Genomic DNA, 26715 nt, shown 5'->3' on the forward strand with positions numbered 1-26715 from the left:
CCGGTAATCGGAGTATCCGTAGTCGTCCAGCGGCACCGCGGCGCCGGTGGCCTGGCCGAAGTCCGGGCTGTAGTACTGATCCTCGTAGGACGGGATCGTGTACGCCGCAGCCCGGGCCTCCTCGGTGGGCTGCACCTGGATGTTGCGGTACCGGTTGATGCCGGTACCGGCCGGGATCAGCTTTCCGATGATCACGTTCTCCTTCAGACCCTGCAGCTTGTCGCTGCGGCAGTTGATCGCCGCATCGGTCAGCACGCGGGTGGTCTCCTGGAACGACGCCGCCGACAGCCACGAGTCGGTGGCCAGCGACGCCTTCGTGATACCCATCAGCACCGGACGCCCGGCGGCGGGCTCGCCGCCCTCGGCCACCACCCGGCGGTTGGACGCCTCGAACTCGGCACGATCGATCAGCGAACCCGGCAGGAACTCCGTCGAGCCCGAGTCGATGATGGTGACGCGGCGCAGCATCTGCCGCACGATCACCTCGATGTGCTTGTCGTGGATCGACACACCCTGCGCCCGGTAGACCTCCTGGGTCTCCCGGACGAGGTGGATCTGCACCTCACGCGGGCCCTGCACGCGCAGTACCTCGTGCGGGTCGGCCGAGCCTTCCATCAGCTGCTGGCCGACCTCGACGTGGTCGCCGTCGGACAACACGCGCTCGGAACCGTCCTCGTGCTTGAACACCCGCAGACGTTGCCGCTTGGAGAGCTTGTCGTAGACCACTTCCTCGCCGCCGTCGTCGGGCACGATGGTGATCTTGTAGAAGCGCTCACCCTCCTCGAGGCGCACCCGGCCGGTGACGTCGGCGATGGGCGCCTTACCGCGCGGGATGCGGGCCTCGAACAGCTCCTGGACCCGCGGCAGACCGCCGGTGATGTCCTCACCCACACCACCTTGGTGGAAGGTACGCATGGTCAGCTGCGTGCCCGGCTCACCGATGGACTGCGCAGCCACGATACCGACGGCTTCACCGATGTCGACCAGCTTGCCGGTCGCCATGGACCGTCCGTAGCAGGTCGCGCAGACGCCGGTGCCGGTGGTGCAGGTCAGCACCGAACGCACCTTGATCTGCGTGATCCCCGCGGCCAGCAGCGCGTCGATCGACGGGTCGCCCAGGTCCTCACCGCGCGCGACCACGACGTTGCCGGCCTCGTCCACCGCGTCGGCGCCCAGCGTCCGTGCGTACGCCGAGGTCTCGATGTACGGGTCGCGGATCAGGGTGCCGTCCGGCTGACGCTCGGCCAGCTCGACGAGGATGCCACGCTCGGTCTGGCAGTCGTGTTCGCGGACGATGACGTCCTGGCTCACGTCCACCAGACGACGGGTCAGGTAACCGGAGTCGGCGGTACGCAACGCGGTGTCCGCCAAGCCCTTTCGAGCACCGTGGGTGTTGATGAAGTACTCCAGCACGGTCAGGCCCTCGCGGAACGAGGACTTGATCGGACGCGGGATGAACTCACCCTTCGGGTTGGTCACCAGCCCCTTCATGCCGGCCAGCGTCCGGGTCTGGGTGAAGTTACCGGTGGCGCCGGACTCGACGATGGTGATGATCGGGTTGTCCGGCGGATAGTGCTCGCGGAGCGCCTGACCGACCTCGTCGGTGGCCTCCTTCCAGATCTCCACCAGTGCCTCGTTGCGCTCGTCGTGGTTCAGAGCGCCACGCTGGAACTGCTTTTCGACCTTCTCCGCACGTTCCTCGTAGTTGTCGAGGATCTCCTTCTTCCGCGGCGGCACCAGCACGTCGGCCATCGAGACCGTCACACCGCTGCGGGTCGCCCAGTAGAAACCGGCGTCCTTGAGCTTGTCGACGGTCTGCGCGACCACGATCATCGGGTAACGCTCGGCCAGATCGTTGATGATCGCCGCCTGCACCTTCTTGTGCATCTGCTTGTTCACGAACGAATAGCCCAACGGCAGCAACTCGTTGAACAGCACCCGACCCAGCGTGGTCTCGGCCACCCAGGCGTCGCCGGGGCGCCATCCGTTGGCCCCGAACCGCTCCGCCTCGATGTCGGCCGGCGGCCGCAGCTGGGTCAGCCGCACCTTGATCTTGGCCCGCACCGAGAGCACGCCGCGGTCGGCGGCCATGATCGCCTCGGCGGGCGAGGAGTAGACGCCCGACTCGGGGCTGTCGCCGTTGGCCGGCCGGTACTCGCCCTTGCCGCCCTCGACCTCGGTGGTCAGGTAGTACAACCCGGTCACCATGTCCAGTCGCGGCATCGCCAGCGGGCGGCCGGACGCCGGGGACAGGATGTTGTTCGACGACAGCATCAGGATGCGGGCCTCGGCCTGTGCCTCCGCCGAGAGCGGCAGGTGCACGGCCATCTGGTCACCGTCGAAGTCGGCGTTGAACGCCTCACACACCAACGGGTGCAGCTGAATTGCCTTGCCTTCCACCAACATCGGCTCGAAGGCCTGGATGCCCAACCGGTGCAGGGTGGGTGCGCGGTTCAGCAGCACCGGGTGCTCGGCGATGACCTCTTCCAGGACATCCCACACCTGCGGACGCTGCCGCTCCACCATCCGCTTGGCGCTCTTGATGTTCTGCGCGTGGTTGAGGTCGACCAGTCGCTTCATCACGAACGGCTTGAACAGCTCCAGCGCCATCAGCTTGGGCAGGCCGCACTGGTGCAGCTTGAGCTGCGGACCGACCACGATGACCGAACGGCCCGAGTAGTCGACGCGCTTGCCGAGCAGGTTTTGCCGGAACCGGCCCTGCTTGCCCTTGAGCAGATCGCTCAACGACTTCAGCGGGCGGTTGCCCGGCCCGGTGACCGGACGGCCACGACGGCCGTTGTCGAACAACGCGTCGACGGACTCCTGCAGCATCCGCTTCTCGTTGTTGACGATGATCTCTGGCGCACCCAGGTCGATCAGTCGCTTCAACCGGTTGTTGCGGTTGATCACGCGGCGGTATAGGTCGTTGAGGTCCGACGTGGCGAACCGGCCACCGTCGAGCTGCACCATCGGGCGAAGTTCCGGCGGGATGACCGGGACGGCGTCGAGCACCATGCCCATCGGCGAGTTGCCCGACTGCTGGAAGGCGGCAACCACCTTCAGCCGCTTGAGGGCACGAAGCTTCTTCTGCCCCTTGCCGTTTCGGATCACGTCCCGCAGGATGTCGGCCTCGGCGTCGATGTCGAAGTTCTCGATCAGCTTCTGGATCGACTCCGCGCCCATGGCGCCGGTGAAGTATTCGCCGTAGCGGTCCTGCAGCTCGCGGTAGAGGTTCTCGTCGACGATCAGCTGCTTGGGAGCCAGCTTGGTGAACGTCGACCAGATGTCCTCGAGCCGGTCCAGCTCACGCTGGGCGCGGTCGCGCAGCTGACGCATCTCACGCTCGCCGCCGTCCCGGACCTTGCGCTTGGCGTCGGCTTTGGCGCCCTCGGCCTCCAGTTCGGCCAGGTCGGCCTCGAGCTTCTGCGCCCGGGCCTCGAGGTCGGCGTCGCGCTGGTCCTCGACGGCCTTGCGCTCCACCACCATCTCGGCTTCGAGCGTGGACAGCTCGTTGTGCCGCATCTCGTCGTCGACCGCGGTGATCACGTAGGCCGCGAAGTAGATGATCTTCTCGAGATCCTTGGGCGCCAGGTCCAGCAGGTACCCCAGGCGCGAGGGCACGCCCTTGAAGTACCAGATGTGGGTGACCGGCGCGGCCAGCTCGATGTGGCCCATCCGCTCCCGGCGCACCTTGGCACGGGTCACCTCGACGCCGCAGCGCTCACAGATGATGCCCTTGAAGCGCACCCGCTTGTACTTGCCGCAGTAGCACTCCCAGTCGCGAGTCGGTCCGAAGATCTTCTCGCAGAACAGGCCGTCCTTCTCCGGCTTGAGCGTGCGGTAGTTGATGGTCTCCGGCTTCTTGACCTCGCCGTAGGACCACTGACGGATGTCTTCCGCGGTGGCCAGGCCGATGCGGAGTTCATCGAAGAAGTTGACGTCTAACACGTAACTCCCTTTCCCCTTGCGGGTGTTGAAACTGATAGTTAGGCGAGGTCCTCGACGGAGGCAGATTCGTTGCGCGACAAGTTGATTCCCAGGTTGGCCGCAGCCCGCTCGAGATCTTCGTCCTCGCCTTCGCGCAGCTCGATGGCCGCACCGTCCGACGACAGCACCTCGACATTGAGGCACAGCGACTGCAGTTCCTTGAGCAGCACCTTGAACGACTCGGGAATGCCCGGCTCGGGGATGTTCTCGCCCTTGACGATCGCCTCGTAGACCTTGACCCGGCCGACGGTGTCGTCGGACTTGATGGTCAACAGCTCCTGCAGCGTGTACGCCGCGCCGTAGGCCTGCATGGCCCAGCACTCCATCTCACCGAACCGCTGACCACCGAACTGCGCCTTACCACCCAGCGGCTGCTGGGTGATCATCGAGTACGGACCGGTGGAGCGGGCGTGGATCTTGTCGTCCACCAGGTGGTGCAGCTTCATGATGTACATGTAGCCGACGGTCACCGGGTACGGGAACGGCTCACCGCTGCGCCCGTCGAAGAGCACCGCCTTGCCGTCCTCGTTGACCAGCACCTCGCCGTCGCGGTTGGGCAGCGTCGCCGAGAGCAAGCCCTGCAGCTCCTCTTCCTTGGCGCCGTCGAACACCGGGGTGGACACGATCTGGTTCGGTTGGGCGTGCCGCAGCTCCTCGGGCAGATTCGCCGCCCAGTCCGGGGCACCCTCGATGTTCCAGCCGGCCTTGGCCACCCACCCCAGGTGAGTCTCCAGAATCTGGCCGATGTTCATCCGTCGCGGCACACCGTGCGTGTTCAGGATGATGTCGACCGGAGTGCCGTCCGGCAGGAACGGCATGTCTTCCACCGGCAGGATCTTGCCGATGACGCCCTTGTTGCCGTGCCGTCCGGCCAGCTTGTCGCCGTCGGAGATCTTGCGCTTCTGAGCCACATACACCCGGACCAGCTCGTTGACGCCGGCGGGCAGTTCGTCGTCGTCCTCGCGGGAGAACACCCGGATGCCGATGACCTTGCCGGACTCACCGTGCGGCACCTTCAGGGAGGTGTCGCGAACCTCGCGGGCCTTCTCGCCGAAGATCGCGCGCAGCAGCCGCTCTTCCGGGGTCAGCTCGGTCTCACCCTTGGGCGTGACCTTGCCGACCAGGATGTCGCCGTCGCGCACCTCGGCACCGATACGCACGATGCCGCGCTCGTCCAGGTCGGCCAGCACCTCGTCGGAGACGTTCGGGATGTCCCGGGTGATCTCCTCGGCGCCCAGCTTGGTGTCGCGGGCGTCGATCTCGTGCTCTTCGATGTGGATCGAGGTCAGCACGTCCTCTTCGACGAGGCGGTTAGACAGGATGATGGCGTCCTCGTAGTTGTGACCCTCCCACGGCATGACCGCCACCAGCAGGTTCTTGCCCAGAGCCATCTCACCGTTCTCGGTGCAGGGCCCGTCGGCGATCACCTGGCCGGCCTCCACCCGGTCGCCGGCGTCGACGATCGGGGACTGGTTGGCACAGGTGCCGTGGTTGGAGCGGGCGAACTTGCGCATCCGGTAGGTGCGCCGGGTGCCGTCGTCGTGCATGACGGTGATGTAGTCCGCCGAGACCTCCTCGATGGCGCCCGCCTTCTCGGCCACCACGACGTCTCCGGCGTCGATGGCCGCGCGCAACTCCATTCCGGTACCCACCAGGGGCGCCTCGCTGCGCACCAGCGGGACCGCCTGGCGCTGCATGTTGGCGCCCATCAGGGCCCGGTTGGCGTCGTCGTGCTCGAGGAACGGGATCATCGCGGTCGCGACCGACACCATCTGGCGCGGCGAGACGTCCATGTAGTCCACCTCGGAGGACGGCACGTACTCGACCTCGCCGGCCTTTCGACGGACCAGGACGCGCGGCTCGATGAATCGGCCGCCCTCGTCGATCGGCGAGTTGGCCTGCGCCACCACGTGGCGGTCCTCCTCGTCCGCGGTCAGGTAGTGGATCTCGTCGGACACCACACCGTCGACCACCTTGCGATAAGGCGTCTCGATGAACCCGAACGGGTTGACCCGCGCGTACACCGACAGCGACCCGATCAGGCCGATGTTGGGCCCTTCCGGGGTCTCGATCGGGCACATGCGGCCGTAGTGCGACGGGTGCACGTCCCGGACTTCCAGACCGGCCCGTTCCCGCGACAGACCACCCGGCCCCAGCGCCGACAGACGACGCTTGTGGGTCAGACCCGACAACGGGTTGTTCTGGTCCATGAACTGCGAGAGCTGGCTGGTGCCGAAGAACTCCTTGATCGCAGCGACGACCGGACGGATGTTGATCAGGGTCTGCGGCGTGATGGCCTCGACGTCCTGAGTGGTCATCCGCTCGCGCACGACGCGCTCCATGCGGGACATGCCGACCCGGATCTGGTTCTGGATCAGCTCGCCGACCGTACGCAACCGGCGGTTGCCGAAGTGGTCGATGTCGTCGGTTTCCACCGGCACCTCGGTGCCGCCGGGCACCGTCATCTCGTGCTGGCCTTCGTGCAGCCGGACCAGATATTCGATGGTGGCGACGATGTCCTCTTCGGTCAGCGTCGAACTGGTGATCGGCGCACCGACATTCAGCCCGAGCTTCTTGTTGACCTTGTAGCGGCCGACGCGGGCCAGGTCGTAACGCTTCTCCTTGAAGAACAGGTTCTCCAACAGCGTCTGCGCGGACTCCTTGGTCGGCGGTTCGCCCGGGCGCAACTTGCGGTAGATGTCCAGCAGCGCCTCGTCGGTGCCCGCGGTGTTGTCCTTCTCCAGCGTCCCCATCATGATCTCGGAGAAGCCGAACCGCTCGTGGATCTGCTCGTTGGTCCAGCCGAGCGCCTTGAGCAGAACGGTGACCGGCTGACGCCGCTTGCGGTCGATGCGCACGCCGACGGTGTCGCGCTTGTCAACATCGAACTCCAGCCACGCACCGCGGCTCGGGATCACCTTGACGCTGTGCAGCATCTTCTCGGTGGACTTGTCGATGGTCTCGTCGAAGTACACGCCCGGCGAGCGCACCAGCTGGCTCACCACGACACGCTCGGTGCCGTTGATGATGAAGGTGCCCTTCTCGGTCATCATCGGGAAGTCACCCATGAACACCGTCTGGCTCTTGATCTCGCCGGTGTTGTTGTTGATGAACTCGGCGGTGACGAACAGCGGCGCCGCGTACGTCATGTCCTTGTCTTTGCACTCGTCGACCGGTGCCTTGACGTCGTCAAAGCGCGGGTCGGAGAAAGACAGCGACATCGAGCCGGAGAAGTCCTCGATCGGCGAAAGCTCGTAGAGAACCTCTTCGAGACCGCCCATCTGGTTGACGTCGCCGCGCTTGGCGGCGGTCTCACGCCAGCGCTGCGAGCCGATCAGCCACTCGAATGAATCGGTCTGAACGTCGAGCAATCCCGGGACCTCGAGCGGTTCACGCAGCTTGGCGAAAGAAACCCGGTTGGGAGCCCCGGGTACGGAGCTGTTCGAAGAACTCTGTGGGCGACCTGTGTTGCTCTGGCGGAAATCAGCCAAGATGCGTCCTTCCAGCACCTCGTGCGACTATGAGAGCCCTGAGGAGACGCCACCGGGTCTGTTCGCCGCAGATGTTTATCGGTTCGGCTGGCGGACGAACTGTCCGGATCTCACGCACGCAACTGAATAGCTGAGCCGCAGAAAAGGGCTCAGGCTAAGACCACGGTGTCAAGTGGCGGGTGTGAGGTGGGCAGGAAGTAGCCAGCGCAACGTCCAACAATAGCGCAGGACAGTACATTCCTCAAATGCGCACCACTACACACGGTCGCACGCGGTCCGTGGAAGACCGGCGCTGGCTGGCACCTGCGATATCCCGCGTACACATGCTGCCCAACAGATTGACCCGTTTGGGCTGTTCCGTCAAGAGGTGGGCACGGCAAGTTGTGCAGAGGTGTGGAGAAATTTTCCGCGATGCCCGCTGGTGGGGGCATCGCCGACGACCGGCGGGCGCGCGGCGGCACGCCGGAATCCTGCGCAGCAGAACTCGGCAGCGACCGGTCGGATCAGTACTCGTGCGAGGTGTACTTGTGGGTGCCTTCGAGGTCGTCCAGGATCGCTTCCTGAGCGTTCTTCGGCAGGGTGTGCAGCATGGCGCGCACCCGGGCCTGCCGGCGGGCGACGCCTTTGCGCTCCGGCATCCCGGGCGACGCCTGGATCTGCGGCGGCACTCCCTCGATGTCCTCGACACCACCGGCGTGCTGGCCCGCGTCGAGCGCGGCCTGCTCCTCGGCCATGGTGGCCTCGTCCTTTTCCTCCGACATACCGATCGGCCCGATACGCCGACCGTTGAGGAACTGCCGCACCACCGGCTCGTCGCTGGTCAGCAGCACCTCGCGGGGTCCGAACATGACCAGGTGCTTCCGGAACAACATGCCCATGTTGTCCGGCACAGTGCGGGCGATGTTGATGTTGTGGGTCACGATCAGGATGGTGGCGTCGATCTGGGCGTTGATGTCCATGATCAGCTGGCTCAGGTAGGCGGTACGGACCGGGTCCAGACCCGAGTCCGGCTCGTCGCACAGAATGATCTGCGGGTCGAGCACCAGGGCCCGCGCCAGGCCGGCACGCTTGCGCATACCGCCGGAGATCTCACCCGGGAACTTCTTCTCGTCACCGCCGAGACCCACCATCGTCAGTTTCTCCATGACGATGTCGCGGATCTCTTTTTCCTTCTTCTTGGTGTGCTCCCGCAGCGGGAAAGCGGTGTTGTCGAACAGGTTCATCGAGCCGAACAGCGCGCCGTCCTGGAACAGCACCCCGAACAGGGTGCGGATCTCGTAGAGCTCTTTGGCCGAGCACTCGATGATGTCGGTGCCGTCGATGAGGATCGAGCCGCGCTCCGGCTTCAGCAGGCCGATCAATGACTTCAGGAACACCGACTTGCCGGTACCCGACGGGCCCAGCAGCACGCTGACCTCTCCGGCGGGGACGGTGAGCGTGACGTCTTCCCAAATCCTCGAGGATCCGAACGACTTGGTAAGCCCGTTTACCTCGATCGCGACACCCATGGGAGACCCTTCCGTCGACGCGCGGTTCAGCCACCAGCCCCGTGTGGCTTGAGTCACTGTAGCGCACGGCCGGTCTACGCATCAGGGTTGGATCAATAACAATCCGCCCAGCACACCCTATTCAAAAGGTGCCCAATTGCCGTGGAAGCCCATGGGGACCCGCTGCGGAAGTTCCACGGTGGCCCTCGTTTCCAGGGTCTGCGCATCCAGCAGCAACAGCACGCCGGTGTCGGTGTCGCGGCGGCTGCCCAGACCCATCAGGACGCCGTCATCCTCGACCCGGCTTGCCGGGGACGTGGCCGGGTTGGGCACGAAGGACATCTCCCCCATCAACAGGTCCGGATCGAGGGCGGCGACTTCGCGGGCGCCAGTTGCGTAGTCGTGCTTGTACACCGCCGTCGACATGTCGCGGGCGCCGCCGGAGAGATAGCCGCCGTCGACACCGAGGGTGTAGCCGAACCGGTGCTTGGCGCCCAGCAAGGTCTCGTTGATCCGGGGAAACTCCTGCGGGCGGTCGTCGCGGCGCTCGGTGCTGACTGCGCCGGTGGTCAGGTTGATCGTCCAGCGGTCCAGGGTGGGCTTGCTGTCGCCGGGACCGCGCAGGTCGTGATCGAACATCCGCGCATAGCGCACCACGTCCAGGACCAGCACCTCGTTGCCGCCGCGGTCTTCGCTGTAGGCGTTGAGCGGGTGATAGACGTAGCACGGCTCGACGTCGAACCACCGGACGTCTCGGCCGGTGCCCTCGCGGGGCAGAACGCCGATGCGCGCCGGATAGTCGGCGTTCCAGCGGTACGGCATCTTGTGCACGGGCTGCCGGTTCCGGTTGATCATCGCCGCGACGGGGTTGGGTACCCGTACGCGACCCAGCAGCGACTCCGCCACCAGGCGAGCCGGCCTGGTCAGTCTGCGCGGCACCCGCACCGGCAGGACCTGGATCGGGTCGAACGTTACGGGCAGGTCGTAGATCACGACGTACTTCTCGGTCAGCGAGAAGTCGTGCATCATCGGCGACCCGCCCACTCGGACGTCCACCGTGCGACGGGCACGTCCGTTGGTGTCGATCACCGAGTACTGCACGGTGCGTCCGCGGGTGAAGGAGTAGGACAGGGCATGCAATTCCCCGGTCGCCGGATCGCGGTGCGGGTGGGCGGTGTAGCCGCCGAAGAGGGTTCCGTCGAAGTCGCAGGGCGCGACCGTGTCCAGCTCGTCGGTCAACTCGTAGTTGGCGCCGCCACCCTCGACCAGGGCTAGCGTCCGGCCGGCGTGACTCAACGCGTTGGTGTTGGGCCCCACCGACAGCATGCCGGCCCGCGGGTCCAGCCCCGCGGGCTGCGGCTCGCCCAATGCGGCGCACACCGCAGGGGTGCGCACCCAGCGGTTGCGGTACCAGGTGGCCTTGCCGTCGCGCAGCGCGACCCCGTGCACCATCGCGTCCCCGCTGAACCAGTGGTAGGTAGTCGGGTCGACCTCGGCGACCGGGTTGGGACCGTTGCGCAGATAGCGTCCGCTGAGGTGCTCGGGAATGTGGCCGGTGACCTCGAGGTCGGTTGCGGTCAGTTCGGCCCGCACCGGTGCCAGAAAACCGCTCAGGTACGGGTTGCCGGCTTGGGCGGTCTGCGTGGCCGTCATCGCTGAACTCCTATAACGTTGTTATTACGCTGTTATTGGGACGGTACGCCGCCGCCGAGGAGATGGCAATATTGTTTGGCGAGATGACTTCGACCCAGCGCAGCGTTCGCGACCAGATGGTGCAGGCCGCGGTGGACTTGCTCGACGAGCACGGTCCCGATGCGCTGCAGACCCGCAAGGTGGCCGGTGCCGCCGGCACCTCGACGATGGCCGTGTACACCCATTTCGGCGGGATGCGCGAACTCATCGCCGCGGTCGCCGAGGAGGGTCTACGCCAGTTCGACGCCGCCTTGGCGGTGCCGGAGACCGACGACCCGGTGGCCGATCTGATGTCCGTCGGAGCCGCCTACCGGCGGTATGCGATCGAGCGCCCGCACATGTACCGGCTGATGTTCGGCAGCACCAGTGCGCACGGCATCAACGCGCCGACCGGCGACGTCCTGACGCTGTCGCTCGACGAGATCGAGCAGCACGAACCCAGCTTCGCCCACGTGGTGCGCGCGGTGCACCGGTGCATTCTCGCCGGCCGGATCACGGCGTGCCCGGCGGACGACGATGCGTCCGTGGTGGCCACGGCAGCCCAATTCTGGGCGCTCATCCACGGTTACGTGATGCTCGAGCTGGCCGGGTTTTACGGCGCCGACGGCTCGGCACTGGTCCCCGTGCTGGCCGCAATGACCACGAATCTGCTGGTCGCCCTAGGCGATTCAGCTGAGCGGGTACAGCGCTCGCAGCTGGCTGCACTGCGCTGATAAACGCGGAAGCCCCCGGGACCCCGTTGCCGGGATGCCCGAGGGCTGCGCGGATGGAACTACTTGACGGTGACGCTGGCGCCGGCGGCCTCGAGCTTGGCCTTGGCCTCGTCGGCGGCCTCCTTGGCGACCTTCTCCAGCAGCGGCTTGGGCGCGCCGTCGACCAGGTCCTTGGCCTCCTTGAGGCCCAGGCCGGAGACGATCTCGCGGACCACCTTGATGACACCGATCTTCTTCTCACCGGCGGCCTCGAGGATCACGTCGAACTCGGTCTGCTCCTCGGCGGCCTCAGCGGCTGCGCCGCCACCGGCCGGGCCGGCCGCGGCGACGGCGACCGGGGCGGCCGCGGTGACCTCGAAGGTCTCCTCGAACTTCTTGACGAAGTCGGAGAGCTCCAACAGGGTCATTTCCTTGAAGGCGTCGAGCAGGTCGTCGCTGGACAGTTTTGCCATGGTGTGGGTCCTTTCTGAACTTTGTGCGTTTGGTCGGAGTTATTCGGCGGATGCCGCTTCGGCGGGTGCCTCGGCAGCTGCGGGCGTCTCCGCAGCTGCGGCTGCGGGGGCTTCGGAGTCCTTCTTCTCTTGCAGAGCGGCCAGCAGGCGGGCCATCTGCGACGCGGGCGCATTGAACAGCCCGGCAGCCTTGGCGAGGTTGCCCTTCATCGCACCGGCCAGCTTGGCCAGCAGCACCTCGCGGGATTCCAGGTCGGCGATGCGCTCGACCTCGGAGACGGACAGCGCGTGTCCGTCCATGTAGCCGCCCTTGATGACCAGCGCCTTGTGCTCCTTGGCGAAGGTCTTCAGTGCCTTGGCGGCATCCACCGGCTCACCGGTGACGAATGCGATCGCCGTCGGACCGGCGAACAGCTCGTCGAGCCCTTCGATGCCGGCCTCGGAGGCAGCGCGCTTGATGAGGGTGTTCTTGGCCACCGCGTAGGTGGTTCCCTCCCCCAGCGATCGGCGCAGCTCGGCGAGGTTGGCCACCGACAGACCGCGGTACTCGGTGATGACGGTCGCGCTCGAACTCTTGAAGTGCTCGGCGATGTCGGCGACGGCGGTGGCTTTGTCAGCCCTGGCCATGCATGCCTCCTGTACGTGTGTGGACTCGGCGTCTCGTTCCACCGCAGACGACTAACGCCCCGGCGCAGGCTGCGGCCGGGGCGTTGGGATTCACCGGCGCGTAGGCCGGCGGTCTTGCCTCGTCCTCCTGCGTGGGCCGCCGGGATGTTCCCGGACCTTCAACCGATTGCTCGGTGACCGACGGTCTTCGGTGGATCGGCACCCACCATAGCCTGGCCTGGTCCGAACAGCCAATTCGCACCCACGCGCGACCCACGACGCTGCCGCGGCGCGCCGCTCGCTACAGCCCGGCCAGGCGCGCCGCGCCCACCAGCCCGGCATTTCCGCCGAGTTCGGCGGGCAGCACCCGCAGACCGGTCAGGAAGTCCAATCGGGCATATTCGGCCAGCGCCGCACGCAGCGGGTCGAACAGCAGGGGCCCGGAGCGGGCCACTCCCCCGCCGATAACCACCAGGTCCAGGTCGCATACCGCGCCGACGGAGGCGATCATCGCGGCCAGCGCGGCGGCTCCCCGCTGAAATGCCGCAAGCGCCAGCGGATCTCCGGTGGCGGCCGCGTCGGCCAACTCCTTGGCGCTCGCCGCCGGCGGCGCTGACCAGCCGTTTTCCCGAGCCCAACGCACCATCGACGGACCGGACGCGACGGTCTCGACGCAGCCGCGCCCACCGCAGGCACACCCCCGACCGTTCGGGTCGACCACCACATGACCGACGTGACCGGCATTACCGGTGCGGCCGTCATAGGGCAACCCTTCGAGCACCAGGCCCCCGCCCACCCCGGTGGACACCACCATGCCCAGCAGGAAGCCGGCACCGCGTCCCGCGCCCTGCCAGTGCTCACCGAGTGCCATGCACACGCCGTCACCGCCCAGCCGTACCCGCACCCCGGGCACGACGGCTGAAACCCGTTGCTGCAGTGGGAAACCGCGCCAGGCCGGGATATTGATCGGGCTGACCGTGCCGCCGGCCAGGTCCACCGGACCGGCCGACGCGATCCCGACGCCGGCCACCACCCCGCCCGCCGCGTGCAGTCCGTCGCGTATCAGGGCCTCGACCGCGGCCCAGATCTGTTCTTCATCGACACCGGCCGGCGTCGGGCAGGTAGCGGTGTGCACCAGCGCGCCGACGTCGTCAACGAGACCGGCTGCGATCTTGGTGCCGCCGATGTCCAGGCAGAGGGTCAGCATCAGTGTCGGTGGGTGTTGTCAGGCTGGCGGGGATCGCCAGGATGCTCGTAACCGGGGGCCAGCTGCACCAGTTCGGCGCGACGCACGTCCAGCCAGACCCGGAACGCGCGCCGCCGAGCAGCCCCCAGCAGATGCCCGGCGACCGCCTGCCGCACCTGATCGAGCGGCGGGGCGACCAGCGTCGGCGTCCGCCATCCGAGTCCGGCGGGGCGGGCCGGCGCGAACCGCATCGGGTTGCGCCGGTGATAGTCGGCGACATCGTCGTCGCTGACGTCGACACCCGCGGTGACATCGGCGAACAACGCGCGCGCCGGCGGGTCGGCCAGCGCCGCGGCGGCGATGCTGCCGATCTCCAGCCGGGCGGTGACGTCGGGCAGCAGGTCAGCCTCGGGTGGGGCATCGAGGGCGGACAGGCCACGGGCGGTCGCTTCGGCGGCAACCACCCGCTCGGTCACGATCAGCTGCGTGAGCCAGCGCCGCAACTGGCGGCCCTCGCTGGTGCCGACAGCCGGCAACGGGGCAGCACGAGGTCCGTTGCGCAACCGCGCCTCGCGCGCGTCGACTTCGGCTTCCTCGACCTCGGCGCCGCCGACCGTCGCCACCACGTGATGGGTCATGTCACCGTCACCTTGACCGCCGGCGAATAGACCAACCGGCCCGCACAGCCGACCCGGACCAGCGCCCACCACTGCCCGGGATCCTGCCAGCGGGGCGGTGCCACATCGAAGGTCAGCTCGACGGCGCCGCCGGCCGGTAGGACGGCCCCGACCGCGGCCGGCCCGATCCACTCCCACGTCCCCCACGGGCTGATCAGGTGTGCCTCGAGCGCCAGATCGGCCCGGGCCCGGCTGCCGATCGTGACGGTCAGCCGCGTCGCTTGTCCCGCGGAAAGCACGATGTCGGTCGGACCGTCCCGCAGATGGAGGAGTTCGTCGTCGTCGGTTCCCACGGCCAGGACGGTGACGTCCTCGACCACCTGCCGCCACGACGGCACGTCGGAGATCAGGCGCAACTGCGCCCGGACCGGATATAACCCTGCCGGCGCGTGCGCCGGGATGGTGAGCACGATGTCGGTTTCCAGGTGCGCACCGACGCCCAGGGTGAAGGGCAATTCGGCCGGTTGGGCGGACCAACCGTCGGGACACCGCACCTCGACGGTGCCGCCCACTTCGGCATCGGTGCAGTCGCTGGCAGCGGTGAGACGAAGTGTCACCGTGTCGCCCGCCTCGGCGCTGAGCTGCTGCGGATGCAGGTGGGCGACGGCCGGTAGTCCGCCCAGCGGTGCCGGGCCGCGATTGTGCAACCAGTAGCGGGCGTAGAGCGGCTGGGCCACCTCGGCCGGCGGAGCCAGCTCAGTAGGTTCGACAGGTAGGGCAGGCACGTCGAGGTGACCTCGAACAGTTGCGACCTGGTAGCCGTGCAGCCGGATGGCGCTGGTGCGGCGCTGCGCCACTTCCAGCAGATTCGCGTGCCGGATCGCGCTCAGCTCACCGAGTTCCGAGCTGACCTCGACCCGAGTCGCCGCACCGGTCGATTCGACCAGCCGCAGGGCCACGTCACTCGATGTGACGGGTTCGGCGCGGCCGGAGGTCAGCGGGTTCCCGGCGGCCTTGAGCGCCCCCAGCGTTACCGACTCGGGCTCGACCCGCAGCAGCGACCCAACCGGCGGCAACGCCCCGTGCTGGTCGCGGGGAGCCACCGCAATCAGCGGGTTGGTGAACTGGGCGCTGCGGACCGGCACCCCGGCGCGCCGCCAATCACCGCGGCCGCAGACCAGCGCGTAGTCGAAATCATGGGTCCAGTGCTGCAGTTGGAAGTTCGAACCGTCCGGCGCGGTGCGGCGTGGCTCGTCGATCCAGATGCCCGACGGCCAGCCCGTGCAGGACCGCATCAGCGCCGTGTGCAGGGTGCCTTCGGTGTCCACCGCGAAGCTGGGCACCCCGCGGTTCAGTACAGCGACGGTGTAGTCCTCGAACGTCGCGGCGTCGACCGGGCAGCGCTGGCGGACGACGATCTCGGCGTCGGCCAGGTCGCGAATCACCGAGGCGATCGCGGCGGCCAAGCTCTTGTCGTCGCGTCCGGCGATCACCAGCACCGGCAGCGCGCGGCGGGCCCGCAGGTCGGCGTCAGGCACCCAGACCGCGGTCAGGTCCGTCGCCGCCGGCACCCATATCCGCGCCTTGCCGGTCTTGGTGAGTTGCCGTTCGAGTTCGTCGGCATAGGCCGGATCGGCCTCGGCCAGCAGCGCCGCGGTGAATACGTTGCCAGCCGGCCCACCCAGCACGATCCGGGCGTCAGGCAGGTTGGAGTCGACGTCGAGGTGGCCGTAGCGGGGTCGGTCGGCGCCGCTGCAGGTGGCCGTCACACCGGCGCGCACCAGCGCCACCATCAGGTCGCGAGCCAACGGACCCGACACGGTTTCCGACGGCGCGATCACCTCGGCCACCGAGATTGCCCGCGTGGCGCTCCCGATCCGCACGCGAACCACTGACGACAACCCGAACCAGCCGTAGGCCGGATTGTCCAGCGTCCACAGGTGCTGCGCGGTGTCCACCGAACGGTCCCCGTCATGTAACAACGCGAATCCGCGCCCGACGACGGCGTCCCCGACTTCACTGACCGGCGTCGCGCCAGGCACCGGACACGGCCAGCGCAGCCGCAACAACCTGTCCTCGCCGATGAAGTCGTGGATGGTGGTGCGGCAGTCCAGACGGTCGACCTGGTGCCACAGCGTCAGGGTCTGGGTGTACCGCAACAGGGTGCCGATGCCACCCTGGACGACCAGCCGCTGGCCCAGTGGCCCGCGATAGGCCTGCACGGTCGCGGGTTCTCCCGCGGACCCGACCACCGGGCCCATGGGCAGCAGGTGCCAGGGACCTTCGCCCTGGGTCGGGTGCGCGGGGTATTCGTCGTAGACGGCGAGCTCGTTGCCGACTTCGCCGACGGCGATCAGTTCGCGGCCCTGGTGTACCAGCGAGGTCACCGCCCCGCCGCGTTGCGGGTCGACGGTCAGGCGGTAATGCTCGTTGGCGATCTCCCGGCCCGCCTTCGGGACCCAGCCCGCGGCGTCGCCGGGAACCAGCCGGTACGTGCGCCAGCCCAGCGACGGCAGATCCCGGGCGAGCCAGCTGACCGAGCACGCGTCGTCGTCAACCTGCGCGGGCACCTCGATCCCGTCGGAGTCCAGCACCCGCACCCCGGCAGCCGGCGCGTCCAACCGCAGGGTCACGACGTCGCTGCGCTGCTGCGTCAACGGGTTCCACACCACCACCGAGTCGCGCTCGCGGGCCACCGCGCCGGACAGCAGCTGCAGCGAGTTGTCCCGCGCGGTGCCGCCCAGCTCCCAGGCGTCGCGCCAGCCGGTCAGCAGGTCCAGGTAGACCTGGTCGGATTCCGATCCGGTGATCGCGTCGTGGTGGGCGCCGTAGGCCAGCTGCACCCATGCCTTCGACAACGCTGCCTGCGGGTACTCGGCACCGGTCATCAGCCCGGCGAACACCGCGAAGCGCTCAGCGTCCAGGACGATGTTCTCCGCCGCACGGTTGGCTTGTTTGGTGTCGATGTAGGACACGTCCTTGCCGGTGTAGATGGGGTTCATGTCGCGGGTCTGAGGCGAGGCCACTGCGCCCCGCTCGCCGAGTTCGGCGCGCACCGCGGCGAAGAATTCGCGCGGCAGCCCGCACACGAAGCGCGGCCAGGTGTAGCGGGCAGCCCAGTCGCGATGAATCTCGGTGACCCACTTGTTGGGCGGGGTGTAGTCGGTGCCTACCGGCAATAACACGTTGCGGGTCAGCGCGACCTTCTTGAGCCGGTCGAACAGCGCGTAGGTGGCTTCCTCGGCCTCCTGCACCGTGGTCGACGAGTCCATCCACCAGCCCGCCGAATAGTGGGCCGGCATGTAGTGGGTGAGCAGACCGTTGCCCGACGGCGAGATCCACTCGAATTCGCTGGAGAACTGCATGCGCTGCATGCCGTCCTGCCCCGGACCCCACTGATGGTGCGGTCCACGCGCCCACGAGCTCGAGGTCAGCCCGGCGTCGGCAGCCATTCCCGGGAACTGCGGATCGTGGCCGAAGACATCGAGTTGCCAGGCGGTGGCCGGGTCCGCGCCCAGCACATCGCGCTGAAACCCGATGCCGTGCACGAAGTTTCGGATGGTCGTCTCCGGACTGGTGAGGTTGGTGTTCGGCTCGTTGTAGGTGCCGCCCATCACCTCGACCCGGCCGTCGGCGAGGAACCGGCGCAGGTCGGCGCGATCCTGCGGCCGGGTGTCCCAGTACGGCTTGAGGTAGTCGACCTCGGCCAGCACGAACTTGTAGTCAGGATCGCGACGGGCCATCTCCAGATGCGCGTGCACCAACTCGAAACCATTGGTCTGCCGGGCGCGTCCGGGCGGGTCTTCGGTCCATTCGCTGGTGTAGGCACCCTGGGTGTTCCACCACACCGGGTCGTAGTGGAAATGGCTGATCATGAACATCGTCCAACCGGGCTCGGCCACCACGAACTCGAAGGGCATGTCGGCGTCGCCCGCCCGCACGCGTGCCGCCCGTCGCTGTCCGACGACGGGGCGGCGCACCTTGACCGGGATCTCGAGCAAGAGTTGTCCGGGTTCGGCCACCATCGACCCACTCAGGCCGTCGCCGTCGACGTAGACCGTCGTCGGTCCGGTGACGGCAACCCCGACCTGCACGAGCTGCAACGGCGCCTGGGACGGACCGACGAACAGTTCGGTCGAACCGACCGAAATCACCTGCATTCCCGCACCTTACGGCGACCGGCAGCCGTCGTGGATGGAAAACTCGGTGGACATGGCAGACCTGACCGCACAGCTGGCCGATCAACTGGACGTGCACTGGCGCACCCAACTGCGTCCCCGCCTGGCGGGTCTGACCGACGACGAGTACTTCTGGCAGCCGGTACCCGACTGCTGGACCGTCCACGCGGACGGCTCGATCGACTTCGCCTACCCGACACCGGATCCGGTTCCGTTCACCACCATCGCCTGGCGGCTGGCCCACGTGATCGTCGGTGTTTTCGCGATGCGCAACCACAACCATTTCGGCGGGCCGCCGGCCGACTATCACCATTGGACCTATGCCACCGACGCCGGCACCGCGCTGCACCAACTCGACGAGACCTATGCGGGCTGGATCGCCGGCGTGCGTTCGCTGTCCGCAACCGACCTGAACCGCCCCTGCGGCCCCGCCGAAGGTCCCTATGCCGAGTACGCGCTGATCGAACTCGTCCTGCACATCAATCGGGAAGCGATCCATCACGGCGCCGAAATCGCCTGCCTGCGCGACCTCTACCTACACAAGGAGTGATACATGCCTGCACTTGCCGCACCAGTAGCCGACGAACGCAGCGCGCTGCGTGAATACCTCGCCTACCACCAGAGCGCGTACTTCGCCGTCTGCTACGGACTCACCGACGAACAGGCGCGCTCGACGCCGTCGGCCAGCGCGCTGTCAATTGGCGGCCTGGTCAAACACGCCACCGGCATGCAGCGCAGCTGGATGGCGCGGGTCGCCGCCGCACCCGGCGAGCCGGAGCGGGACACCCGACCGTTCGAGGTGCGAGCCGCGCAGTTCCACGCCGAGTACGTGATGGGACCGGACGAGACACTGGCCGGGCTGCTGCGGGCCTTCACCGAGCAGAATGCCCGGACCCTGCGGCTGGCCGAGACCGCCGACCTCGATGCCCGGGTACCGGTGCCGCGGGACGCCCCGTGGTTCCCGACAGACATCGACGCCTGGTCGGTGCGCTGGGTCCTGTTGCACGTGATCAACGAGCTGGCCCGGCACTCCGGGCAAGCCGACATCATCCGGGAATCCATCGACGGCGCCACTATGTACGAACTCATCGCCGGGTTGGAGAATTGGGAACCGAAGCCGTGGATCACGCCGTGGCGCAGACCGGCCAGTCCGGCGTAAAGCACGTGAGCGGGGTCACGCAAATTTAGAGTTGACCATCCAGGTTTGGCACACTGCTCAAATGAGTTCCACCAAGCATCGCGATGTGGCCAAGCTGGACCGGGTGCCCTTGCCGGTCGAAGCGGCCCGGGTAGCTGTCACCGGTTGGCAGGTCACCCGCACCGCTGCGCGCGTGGTCACCAGCCTGCCCGGCAAAGGGTCGTGGCAACAGAAGGTCATCAAGCAGATTCCGCAGACGTTCGCCGACCTGGGTCCGACGTACGTGAAGTTCGGCCAGATCATCGCGTCGAGCCCGGGGGCGTTCGGCGAGTCGCTGTCCCGCGAGTTCCGCAGCCTGCTGGACCGGGTGCCGCCCGCCGACACCGACGAGGTGCACAAACTATTCGTCGAGGAACTCGGCGACGAGCCCGCCAACCTGTTCGCCCACTTCGAAGAAGAACCGTTCGCGTCCGCCTCGATCGCCCAGGTGCACTACGCGACGTTGCAGAGCGGCGAAGAGGTAGTGGTCAAGATCCAGCGGCCGGGCATCCGCCGCCGGGTGGCCGCCGACCTGCAGATCCTGCAGCGCTTCGCCCAAGCCGTCGAACTGGCCAAGCTGGGCCGTCGGCTCTCGGCGCAGGACGTGGTCGCCGACTTCTCCGACAACCTGGCCGAAGAGCTGGACTTTCGGCTGGAAGCCCAGTCCATGGACGCCTGGGTGTCGCATCTGCACGCGTCGCCGCTGGGCAAGAACATCCGGGTGCCGCAGGTGCATTGGAACTTCACCAGCCAACGCGTGTTGACGATGGAACGGGTGCACGGGATCCGCATCGACAACGTCGCGGCGATCCGCAAGGCCGGCTTCGACGGCACCGAGCTGGTCAAAGCCCTGCTGTTCAGCCTGTTCGAGGGCGGGCTGCGGCACGGGTTGTTCCACGGCGACCTGCATGCGGGCAACCTCTACGTCGACGATGAGGGCCGCATCGTGTTCTTCGACTTCGGGATCATGGGCCGCATCGACCCGCGCACCCGCTGGCTGCTGCGCGAACTGGTGTACGCGCTGCTGGTCAAGAAGGACCACGCCGCTGCGGGCAAGATCGTCGTGCTGATGGGCGCCGTCGGCACGGTGAAACCTGAGGCGCAGGCCGCCAAGGACCTGGAGAAGTTCGCCACCCCGCTGACCATGCAGTCACTGGGCGACATGTCCTACGCCGACATCGGCCGCCAACTGTCCGCCCTGGCCGACGCCTACGACGTGAAGTTGCCGCGCGAGCTGGTGTTGATCGGTAAGCAGTTCCTCTACGTCGAGCGGTACATGAAGCTGCTGGCGCCGAGGTGGCAGATGATGTCCGATCCGCAGCTGACCGGGTACTTCGCCAACTTCATGGTCGAGGTCAGCCGCGAGCATTCCGCGGACGTCGAGGTCTAGCGCCGTGGACGTTCGTAGCGGCACCGCCGTCTCCGGGGATGTGAAGCTCTACTACGAGGACATGGGCGAGCTGGACCATCCCCCGGTGCTGCTCATCATGGGCCTGGGCGCCCAAATGTTGTTGTGGCGGACCGGATTCTGCGAACGCCTGGTCAACCAGGGCCTGCGCGTCATCCGCTTCGACAACCGCGACGTCGGCCTGTCCACCAAGTCGGAACGGCAATCCGCCCAGCAGCCCCTGCCGGTGCGGCTGGTCCGGTCGTTTCTCGGTCTGCCCAGCCAGGCGGCCTACCGGCTGGAAGACATGGCCGACGACGCCGCCGCCTTGTTGGACCATCTGGACATCGAGCAGGCGCACATCGTCGGCGCCTCGATGGGCGGGATGATCGCTCAGGTGTTCGCGGCGCGGTACGCGCAGCGCACCAAGACGTTGGGCATCATCTTCTCCAGCAACAACCAGCGGGCGCTGCCGCCGCCGGGGCCGCGGCAGCTGTTGGCACTGCTGAAAGGACCGGACCCGAAGTCTCCGCGCGAGGTCATCATCGACAACACGGTTCGAGTCGGCAAGATCATCGGCAGTCCCAAGTATCCGACGCCCGACGACGAAGCCCGCGCCGATGCCGCAGAAAGCTACGACCGCAATTACCACCCCTGGGGTCTCGCTCAGCAGTTCAGCGCCATCCTGGGCAGCGGCAGCCTGCTGCACTATGACCGGCGCATCACTGCGCCGACCGTGGTGATCCATGGCCGGGCCGACAAGTTGATGCGCCCGGCGGGCGGCCGGGCCATCACGCGGGCGATCAACGGTGCCCGATTGGTGTTAGTCGACGGGATGGGACATGATTTGCCGAAGCAGTTGTGGGATCGAGTGATCGGTGAACTCACGAGCAATTTCGCCGCCGCCGACACGGTCAAGGGTTAGTTCGATGAATTCCTTCTCCGTGTCTTGTGTCGCGTGCGAGGTTGTTACCGTTGGAACAGGAGGTTGTCTGACATGGCCGAACTAAAGCCGTATTACGAAGAGTCCCAAGCGACCTACGACATCTCCGACGACTTCTTCCGGCTTTTCCTCGACCCCAACATGGTCTACACGTGCGCGTACTTCGAGCGTGACGACATGACGCTCGAGGAGGCGCAACTCGCCAAGTTGGACTTGGCATTGGACAAGCTCAACCTCGAACCCGGGATGACGCTGCTGGACGTCGGTTGCGGTTGGGGCGGTGCGGTGGTCCGTGCGGTCGAGAAGTACGACGTCAACGTCATCGGCATCACCTTGAGCCGGCACCACGCCGCGCTGAGCCAGAAAAGGCTGGCCGCGATCCCGACTGAGCGACGCGCCGAGGCACGCCTGCAGGGGTGGGAAGAGTTCCACGAGAAAGTCGATCGAATCGTCAGCTTCGAAGCCTTCGACGCGTTCAAGAAGGAGCGCTGGCCGGCGTTTTTCGATCGCTCTTACGAGATCATGCCCGACGACGGCCGCATGCTGCTGCACAGCATCTTCACCCACGAGCAGACGTACTGGCGTGATCACGGCATCACCGTGACCATGAGCGATCTGCGGTTCTTCCGCTTCCTGGCGACGGAAATCTTCCCCGGCGGCGGAATGTGCGGCGAAGTCGACATCATCGACAATGCCAAGAACAGTGGATTCGCGGTCGACGAGATTCAATACCTGCAGCCGCATTACGCGCGAACGCTTGATATGTGGGCCGCGAATTTGGAAGCCAATCGCGAGCAGGCGATCGCTATCCAGTCGCAAGAGGTCTACGACCGCTTCATGCGTTATCTCACCGGCTGCGCGGGCCTGTTCCGCAAAGGCCTGTCGAATGTAGCTCAATACACCCTGGTCAAATAGCGCCGCCGTTCGCGCTGGTCGGACGCGTCACAATTTAGCGATGCAGCGCTGCATCGGATAGCATGCATTTCGCATGTTCGGGGGTTGCACATTCAATTTCGCATGCAACCGGGGACCCGATGTGGTCCGGAAAGGCACACCAAAACATGGCTCAACAGCTGAAGCCGCACTTCGATGACGTGCAGGCGCATTACGACTTGTCCGACGATTTTTTCCGGCTGTTCCTCGATCCAACCCAGACCTACAGCTGCGCCTACTTCGAGCGCGACGACATGACGCTGGAACAGGCTCAGATCGCCAAGATCGACCTGGCACTGGGCAAGCTGGGCCTGCGGCCCGGAATGACCCTGCTGGACGTCGGTTGCGGCTGGGGCGCCACCATGCGCCGTGCGATCGAAAACTACGACGTCAATGTCGTGGGCCTGACGCTGTCCAAGAACCAGGCGGCGCACGTGCAGCAGTCCTTCGACGCGATGGACACCACCCGCGAGCAGCGGGTGCTGCTGGCGGGCTGGGAACAGTTCGACGAACCCGTCGACCGCATTGTGTCGATCGGTGCATTCGAGCATTTCGGCCACGACCGCTACGACGACTTCTTCGCGCTGGCCCACAAACTGCTCCCCGACGACGGCGTGCTGCTGCTGCACTCGATCACCGCACTGACCGGACCGCAGATGATTGAGCGTGGCATGCCGCTGACGTTCGAGATGGCCCGGTTCAGCAAATTCATCATGACCGAGATCTTCCCGGGCGGACGGTTGCCGTCGATCGAGAAGGTCGAAGACCACTCCTCGCGCGCGGGTTTCACGCTGACCCGCCGCCAGTCGCTGCAACAGCACTACGCAAAGACCCTGGACCTGTGGGCCGCGGCGCTGCAGTCGCGCCGGGACGAAGCGATCGAGATCCAGTCCGAAGAGGTCTACGACCGGTACATGAAATACCTGACCGGTTGCGCCGACTCGTTCCGGGTCGGCTATATCGACGTCAACCAGTTCACGCTGGAAAAGTAGTGACGCGGGCGGCCAGAGCGATGCCTGGCCGCCCCCGATTTCGATGAAAAGGCCCTCGCGGCGACGTCAGATACATAGGATGTGCCCCCGCCCGTGTAGGGTCCGGTGGATGGCCACCTCGTGGGGGGGTGGGCATGTCCTACGGGAGGACATATGGCGGATACGTACACCCGCGCCGGAAGTCTGCGGTCCAATTCTGACGACGTTCAGGCGCATTACGACTTGTCCGACGAGTTTTTCGCACTCTTCGTGGATCCGACACGCACCTACAGCTGTGCGTACTTCGAGCGCGAGGACATGGACCTGCAGGAAGCCCAGCTCGCCAAGATCGACCTGGCGCTGGACAAGCTGGGCCTCGAGCCGGGTATGACGCTGCTGGACGTCGGTTGCGGCTGGGGTCCGGTGCTCAAGCGAGCGCTGGAGAAATACGACGTCAACGTCGTCGGTCTCACGCTCTCCAAGAATCAGCACAACTACTGCCAGCAGCTGCTCGACCAGGTCGACACCAATCGCACACACCGGGTCCTGCTCAGCGACTGGGCCGACTTCGACGAGTCAGTGGACCGGATCGTCACAATCGAGGCGGTGGAACACTTTGGTTTTCACCGCTACGACGACTTCTTCAAGTTCGTCTACCAGGCCCTGCCCACCGACGGCGTCATGCTGCTCCACGTGATCACCGGACTGCATCCCCGGGACATCATCGCGCGTGGCATGCCGTTGACGATGGAGTGGGCGAAGTTCATGAAGTTCATCACCACCGACATCTTCCCGGGCGGCCGGCTGCCGACGATCGAGAAGGTCGAGGAGCACGCGACCAAGGTCGGCTTCAACGTCGCTCAGATCCAGTCGCTGCAGCTGGACTTCGCCCGGACCCTGGACTTCTGGGGTGAGGCCCTGCAGGCCCGCCGGGACGAGGCCATCGAGATCCAGTCCGAAGAGGTCTACGACCGGTACATGAGATATCTGACCGGCTGCGCCAAGGCATTTCGCATTGGCTATATCGACTGCAACCACTTCACCCTGGCGAAGTAGACTTCGTACCACGACGGGCTCGCACGGTTGGCATTTCAGCCCGAGGCCCCGCATGTGCGGCTACCGATGATCCAGGAGAAGAAAGACCAGAATGGCCGAGAACCCGCTTAGCCCGACGAAGACGCGCGAACGCAACTTCCAGGACATCCAGGCGCACTACGACGTCTCCGACGACTTCTTCGGCCTGTTCCAGGACCCGACCCGCACCTACAGTTGCGCCTACTTCGAGCCGCCGGACATCTCGCTCGAGGAAGCCCAGATCGCCAAGATCGATCTGAACCTCGACCAGCTGGACCTGAAGCCCGGCATGACGCTGCTGGACATCGGCTGCGGCTGGGGCACCACGATGAAGCGTGCCGTCGAGAAGTACGACGTCAACGTCGTCGGGCTGACGTTGTCCAAGAATCAGCACGCCCGTTCCCAGCAGGTGCTGGAGGCACTCGATACCGACCGTTCCCGGCGGGTGCTCCTGCAGGGTTGGGAGGACTTCAACGAGCCCGTCGACCGGATCGTGTCCATCGAAGCCTTCGAGCACTTCGGTCACGAGAACTACGACGATTTCTTCAAGCGTTGCTTCGACATCATGCCCGAGGATGGCCGGCTGGTCGTCCAGAGCAGCGTCAGCTACCACCCGTACGACATGGCTGCCCGCGGGAAGCGGATCACCTTCGACACGGTGCGCTTCATCAAGTTCATCGTCACCGAGATCTTCCCAGGCGGCCGGCTGCCGTCCACCGGGATGATGGTCGAGCACGGCGAAAAGGCCGGTTTCATTGTCCCCGAGCCTGTTTCGCTGCGGCCGCACTACATCAAGACGCTGCACATCTGGGGCGACACGTTGGAGTCCAACCGCGAGAAGGCCATCGAGGTGACCTCGGTGGAGGTCTACGAGCGGTACATGAAGTATCTGCGGGGCTGTGAGCACTACTTCGACGACGAGATGCTCGACGTCAGCCTGGTGACCTACCTGAAGCCGGGCGCGGTCGCCTAGAGGGCCGTCGGCCCCGCGCCGACTGTGCATCTCGCGACGAGACACGCCGGTGCGGCGTCGCAGGATGCACAGTCGCGAGGAGGAGCTACGCCTCCGCGGCGAAGTTGCGCGTGATCGACGGGTCCACCGGGATACCGGGTCCGGTCGTCGTCGACAACGTGACCTTCTTCAGGTAGCGCCCCTTGGACGACGACGGCTTGTGCCGCAGCACCTCGTCCAGCGCGGCCCCGTAGTTCTCCGCCAGCTTCTTCTCGTCGAACGACGCCTTGCCGATGACGAAGTGCAGGTTGGCCTGCTTGTCCACCCGGAAGTTGATCTTGCCGCCCTTGATGTCGGCGACGGCCTTGGCGACATCGGGGGTCACAGTGCCGGTCTTGGGGTTCGGCATCAGCCCACGGGGTCCGAGGACCCGGGCGATGCGGCCGACCTTCGCCATCTGGTCGGGCGTCGCGATCGCCGCGTCGAAGTCCAGGAAGCCGCCCTGGATCTTCTCGATCAGGTCGTCGCTGCCGACGATGTCCGCTCCCGCCGCCACCGCCGCGTCGGCCTTCTCCCCGACCGCGAACACCGCGACGCGCGCCGTCTTGCCGGTGCCGTGCGGCAGGTTGACCGTGCCGCGGACCATCTGGTCGGCCTTCCGCGGGTCGACGCCGAGCCGGATCGCCACCTCGACGGTCGCGTCCTGCTTGGTCGAGGACGTCTCCTTGGCGAGCTTGGCCGCCTGCAGCGGGGTGTACAGAGTGTTGCGGTCCACCTTTTCAGCGGCCGCGCGGTATGCCTTGCTGGTCTTGCTCATTGTCAATCCAATCTGTGTTGGGTTCGTGGTTGATCGGGCCGAAGCTGGCCCT

Annotated in this window: 19 protein-coding genes; 9 read left to right on the forward strand and 10 right to left on the reverse strand. The window is 66.4% G+C overall.

What is annotated here, in order from left to right; translation table 11 throughout:
• The 4 genes from AC5Y3Z_RS14220 to AC5Y3Z_RS14235 all read right to left on the reverse strand — a co-directional run.
• On the reverse strand, positions 1-3948 hold a 3948-nt coding region (locus AC5Y3Z_RS14220), incomplete at its 3' end, for a DNA-directed RNA polymerase subunit beta' (protein ID WP_463825779.1).
• Between the two features lie 38 nt (positions 3949-3986).
• On the reverse strand, positions 3987-7478 hold the full coding sequence (gene rpoB, locus AC5Y3Z_RS14225; RefSeq protein WP_463825778.1) for a DNA-directed RNA polymerase subunit beta: 3492 nt from the start codon (positions 7476-7478) through the stop codon (positions 3987-3989).
• A gap of 503 nt (positions 7479-7981) precedes the next feature.
• Positions 7982-8986, reverse strand: coding sequence for an ABC transporter ATP-binding protein (locus AC5Y3Z_RS14230; RefSeq protein WP_463825777.1), 1005 nt, complete (start codon positions 8984-8986; stop codon positions 7982-7984).
• A 117-nt stretch (positions 8987-9103) separates the two neighbouring features.
• Positions 9104-10618 (reverse strand): carotenoid oxygenase family protein, encoded by a 1515-nt coding sequence (locus AC5Y3Z_RS14235; RefSeq protein WP_499917893.1) that lies wholly within the window; start codon positions 10616-10618, stop codon positions 9104-9106.
• Between the two features lie 83 nt (positions 10619-10701).
• On the opposite strand from AC5Y3Z_RS14235, the gene AC5Y3Z_RS14240 reads away from it, so the two are divergent.
• Positions 10702-11370, forward strand: coding sequence for a TetR/AcrR family transcriptional regulator (locus AC5Y3Z_RS14240; protein WP_463825775.1), 669 nt, complete (start codon positions 10702-10704; stop codon positions 11368-11370).
• A 59-nt stretch (positions 11371-11429) separates the two neighbouring features.
• Here the strand turns inward: AC5Y3Z_RS14240 and rplL are convergent, their stop codons facing one another.
• From rplL to AC5Y3Z_RS14265, 5 genes are all read right to left on the reverse strand, one after another.
• Positions 11430-11822 carry a 50S ribosomal protein L7/L12 gene (rplL, locus tag AC5Y3Z_RS14245; RefSeq protein ID WP_463825774.1) on the reverse strand — a complete coding sequence of 131 codons (393 nt, stop codon included), beginning with the start codon at positions 11820-11822 and terminating at the stop codon, positions 11430-11432.
• Positions 11823-11861: 39 nt separating this feature from the next.
• Positions 11862-12449: a 50S ribosomal protein L10 gene (rplJ, locus tag AC5Y3Z_RS14250; RefSeq protein WP_463825773.1), complete on the reverse strand. Its 588-nt coding sequence runs from the start codon at positions 12447-12449 to the stop codon at positions 11862-11864.
• A 280-nt stretch (positions 12450-12729) separates the two neighbouring features.
• Positions 12730-13635, reverse strand: coding sequence for an ROK family protein (locus tag AC5Y3Z_RS14255; protein WP_473139346.1), 906 nt, complete (start codon positions 13633-13635; stop codon positions 12730-12732).
• The gene (locus AC5Y3Z_RS14260) at positions 13635-14252 is read right to left on the reverse strand and encodes a DUF7158 domain-containing protein (RefSeq protein ID WP_473139347.1); all 618 of its coding nucleotides are present in this window, start codon (positions 14250-14252) and stop codon (positions 13635-13637) included. The genes AC5Y3Z_RS14255 and AC5Y3Z_RS14260 overlap by 1 nt, the downstream gene beginning before the upstream one ends.
• The gene (locus tag AC5Y3Z_RS14265) at positions 14249-18391 is read right to left on the reverse strand and encodes a glycoside hydrolase family 38 N-terminal domain-containing protein (protein WP_473139348.1); all 4143 of its coding nucleotides are present in this window, start codon (positions 18389-18391) and stop codon (positions 14249-14251) included. The genes AC5Y3Z_RS14260 and AC5Y3Z_RS14265 overlap by 4 nt, the downstream gene beginning before the upstream one ends.
• A gap of 52 nt (positions 18392-18443) precedes the next feature.
• Between AC5Y3Z_RS14265 and AC5Y3Z_RS14270 the strand changes: the two genes are divergently transcribed.
• The 8 genes from AC5Y3Z_RS14270 (at position 18444) to mmaA4 (ending at position 25867) form a co-directional block, all read left to right on the forward strand.
• Positions 18444-18959: a DinB family protein gene (locus AC5Y3Z_RS14270; RefSeq protein WP_473139349.1), complete on the forward strand. Its 516-nt coding sequence runs from the start codon at positions 18444-18446 to the stop codon at positions 18957-18959.
• Positions 18960-18962: 3 nt separating this feature from the next.
• A complete protein-coding gene (locus AC5Y3Z_RS14275; RefSeq protein ID WP_473139350.1) occupies positions 18963-19568 on the forward strand; it encodes a DinB family protein in 606 nt (201 codons plus the stop codon).
• 61 nt (positions 19569-19629) lie between these two features.
• On the forward strand, positions 19630-20976 hold the full coding sequence (locus tag AC5Y3Z_RS14280) for an ABC1 kinase family protein (protein ID WP_463825767.1): 1347 nt from the start codon (positions 19630-19632) through the stop codon (positions 20974-20976).
• A gap of 4 nt (positions 20977-20980) precedes the next feature.
• Positions 20981-21898, forward strand: coding sequence for an alpha/beta fold hydrolase (locus tag AC5Y3Z_RS14285; protein ID WP_473139351.1), 918 nt, complete (start codon positions 20981-20983; stop codon positions 21896-21898).
• A 72-nt stretch (positions 21899-21970) separates the two neighbouring features.
• Positions 21971-22831: a cyclopropane mycolic acid synthase family methyltransferase gene (locus tag AC5Y3Z_RS14290; protein ID WP_463825765.1), complete on the forward strand. Its 861-nt coding sequence runs from the start codon at positions 21971-21973 to the stop codon at positions 22829-22831.
• Positions 22832-22977: 146 nt separating this feature from the next.
• Positions 22978-23841 (forward strand): cyclopropane mycolic acid synthase MmaA2, encoded by an 864-nt coding sequence (gene mmaA2, locus AC5Y3Z_RS14295; protein ID WP_473139352.1) that lies wholly within the window; start codon positions 22978-22980, stop codon positions 23839-23841.
• A 153-nt stretch (positions 23842-23994) separates the two neighbouring features.
• The gene (locus AC5Y3Z_RS14300) at positions 23995-24876 is read left to right on the forward strand and encodes a cyclopropane mycolic acid synthase family methyltransferase (protein WP_463825763.1); all 882 of its coding nucleotides are present in this window, start codon (positions 23995-23997) and stop codon (positions 24874-24876) included.
• A 91-nt stretch (positions 24877-24967) separates the two neighbouring features.
• A complete protein-coding gene (mmaA4, locus tag AC5Y3Z_RS14305) occupies positions 24968-25867 on the forward strand; it encodes a hydroxymycolate synthase MmaA4 (protein WP_463825762.1) in 900 nt (299 codons plus the stop codon).
• Positions 25868-25952: 85 nt separating this feature from the next.
• Here the strand turns inward: mmaA4 and rplA are convergent, their stop codons facing one another.
• Positions 25953-26663: a 50S ribosomal protein L1 gene (gene rplA, locus AC5Y3Z_RS14310; RefSeq protein WP_473139353.1), complete on the reverse strand. Its 711-nt coding sequence runs from the start codon at positions 26661-26663 to the stop codon at positions 25953-25955.
• Positions 26664-26715: the final 52 nt, after the last annotated feature.

The organism is Mycobacterium sp. NGS61 (assembly GCF_059812325.1).

What these genes read in the sequence shown, in the direction of transcription:
- rplA (WP_473139353.1), bottom strand. Translation starts at nt 26,663, where the DNA reads ATGAGCAAGACCAGCAAGGCATACCGCGCGGCCGCTGAAAAGGTGGAC.
- AC5Y3Z_RS14255 (WP_473139346.1), bottom strand. Translation starts at nt 13,635, where the DNA reads ATGCTGACCCTCTGCCTGGACATCGGCGGCACCAAGATCGCAGCCGGT.
- AC5Y3Z_RS14300 (WP_463825763.1), top strand. Translation starts at nt 23,995, where the DNA reads ATGGCGGATACGTACACCCGCGCCGGAAGTCTGCGGTCCAATTCTGAC.
- AC5Y3Z_RS14280 (WP_463825767.1), top strand. Translation starts at nt 19,630, where the DNA reads ATGAGTTCCACCAAGCATCGCGATGTGGCCAAGCTGGACCGGGTGCCC.
- AC5Y3Z_RS14270 (WP_473139349.1), top strand. Translation starts at nt 18,444, where the DNA reads ATGGCAGACCTGACCGCACAGCTGGCCGATCAACTGGACGTGCACTGG.
- rplL (WP_463825774.1), bottom strand. Translation starts at nt 11,822, where the DNA reads ATGGCAAAACTGTCCAGCGACGACCTGCTCGACGCCTTCAAGGAAATG.
- mmaA4 (WP_463825762.1), top strand. Translation starts at nt 24,968, where the DNA reads ATGGCCGAGAACCCGCTTAGCCCGACGAAGACGCGCGAACGCAACTTC.
- AC5Y3Z_RS14275 (WP_473139350.1), top strand. Translation starts at nt 18,963, where the DNA reads ATGCCTGCACTTGCCGCACCAGTAGCCGACGAACGCAGCGCGCTGCGT.
- AC5Y3Z_RS14240 (WP_463825775.1), top strand. Translation starts at nt 10,702, where the DNA reads ATGACTTCGACCCAGCGCAGCGTTCGCGACCAGATGGTGCAGGCCGCG.
- AC5Y3Z_RS14290 (WP_463825765.1), top strand. Translation starts at nt 21,971, where the DNA reads ATGGCCGAACTAAAGCCGTATTACGAAGAGTCCCAAGCGACCTACGAC.
- rplJ (WP_463825773.1), bottom strand. Translation starts at nt 12,449, where the DNA reads ATGGCCAGGGCTGACAAAGCCACCGCCGTCGCCGACATCGCCGAGCAC.
- mmaA2 (WP_473139352.1), top strand. Translation starts at nt 22,978, where the DNA reads ATGGCTCAACAGCTGAAGCCGCACTTCGATGACGTGCAGGCGCATTAC.
- AC5Y3Z_RS14235 (WP_499917893.1), bottom strand. Translation starts at nt 10,618, where the DNA reads ATGACGGCCACGCAGACCGCCCAAGCCGGCAACCCGTACCTGAGCGGT.
- AC5Y3Z_RS14230 (WP_463825777.1), bottom strand. Translation starts at nt 8,986, where the DNA reads ATGGGTGTCGCGATCGAGGTAAACGGGCTTACCAAGTCGTTCGGATCC.
- AC5Y3Z_RS14265 (WP_473139348.1), bottom strand. Translation starts at nt 18,391, where the DNA reads ATGCAGGTGATTTCGGTCGGTTCGACCGAACTGTTCGTCGGTCCGTCC.
- AC5Y3Z_RS14260 (WP_473139347.1), bottom strand. Translation starts at nt 14,252, where the DNA reads ATGACCCATCACGTGGTGGCGACGGTCGGCGGCGCCGAGGTCGAGGAA.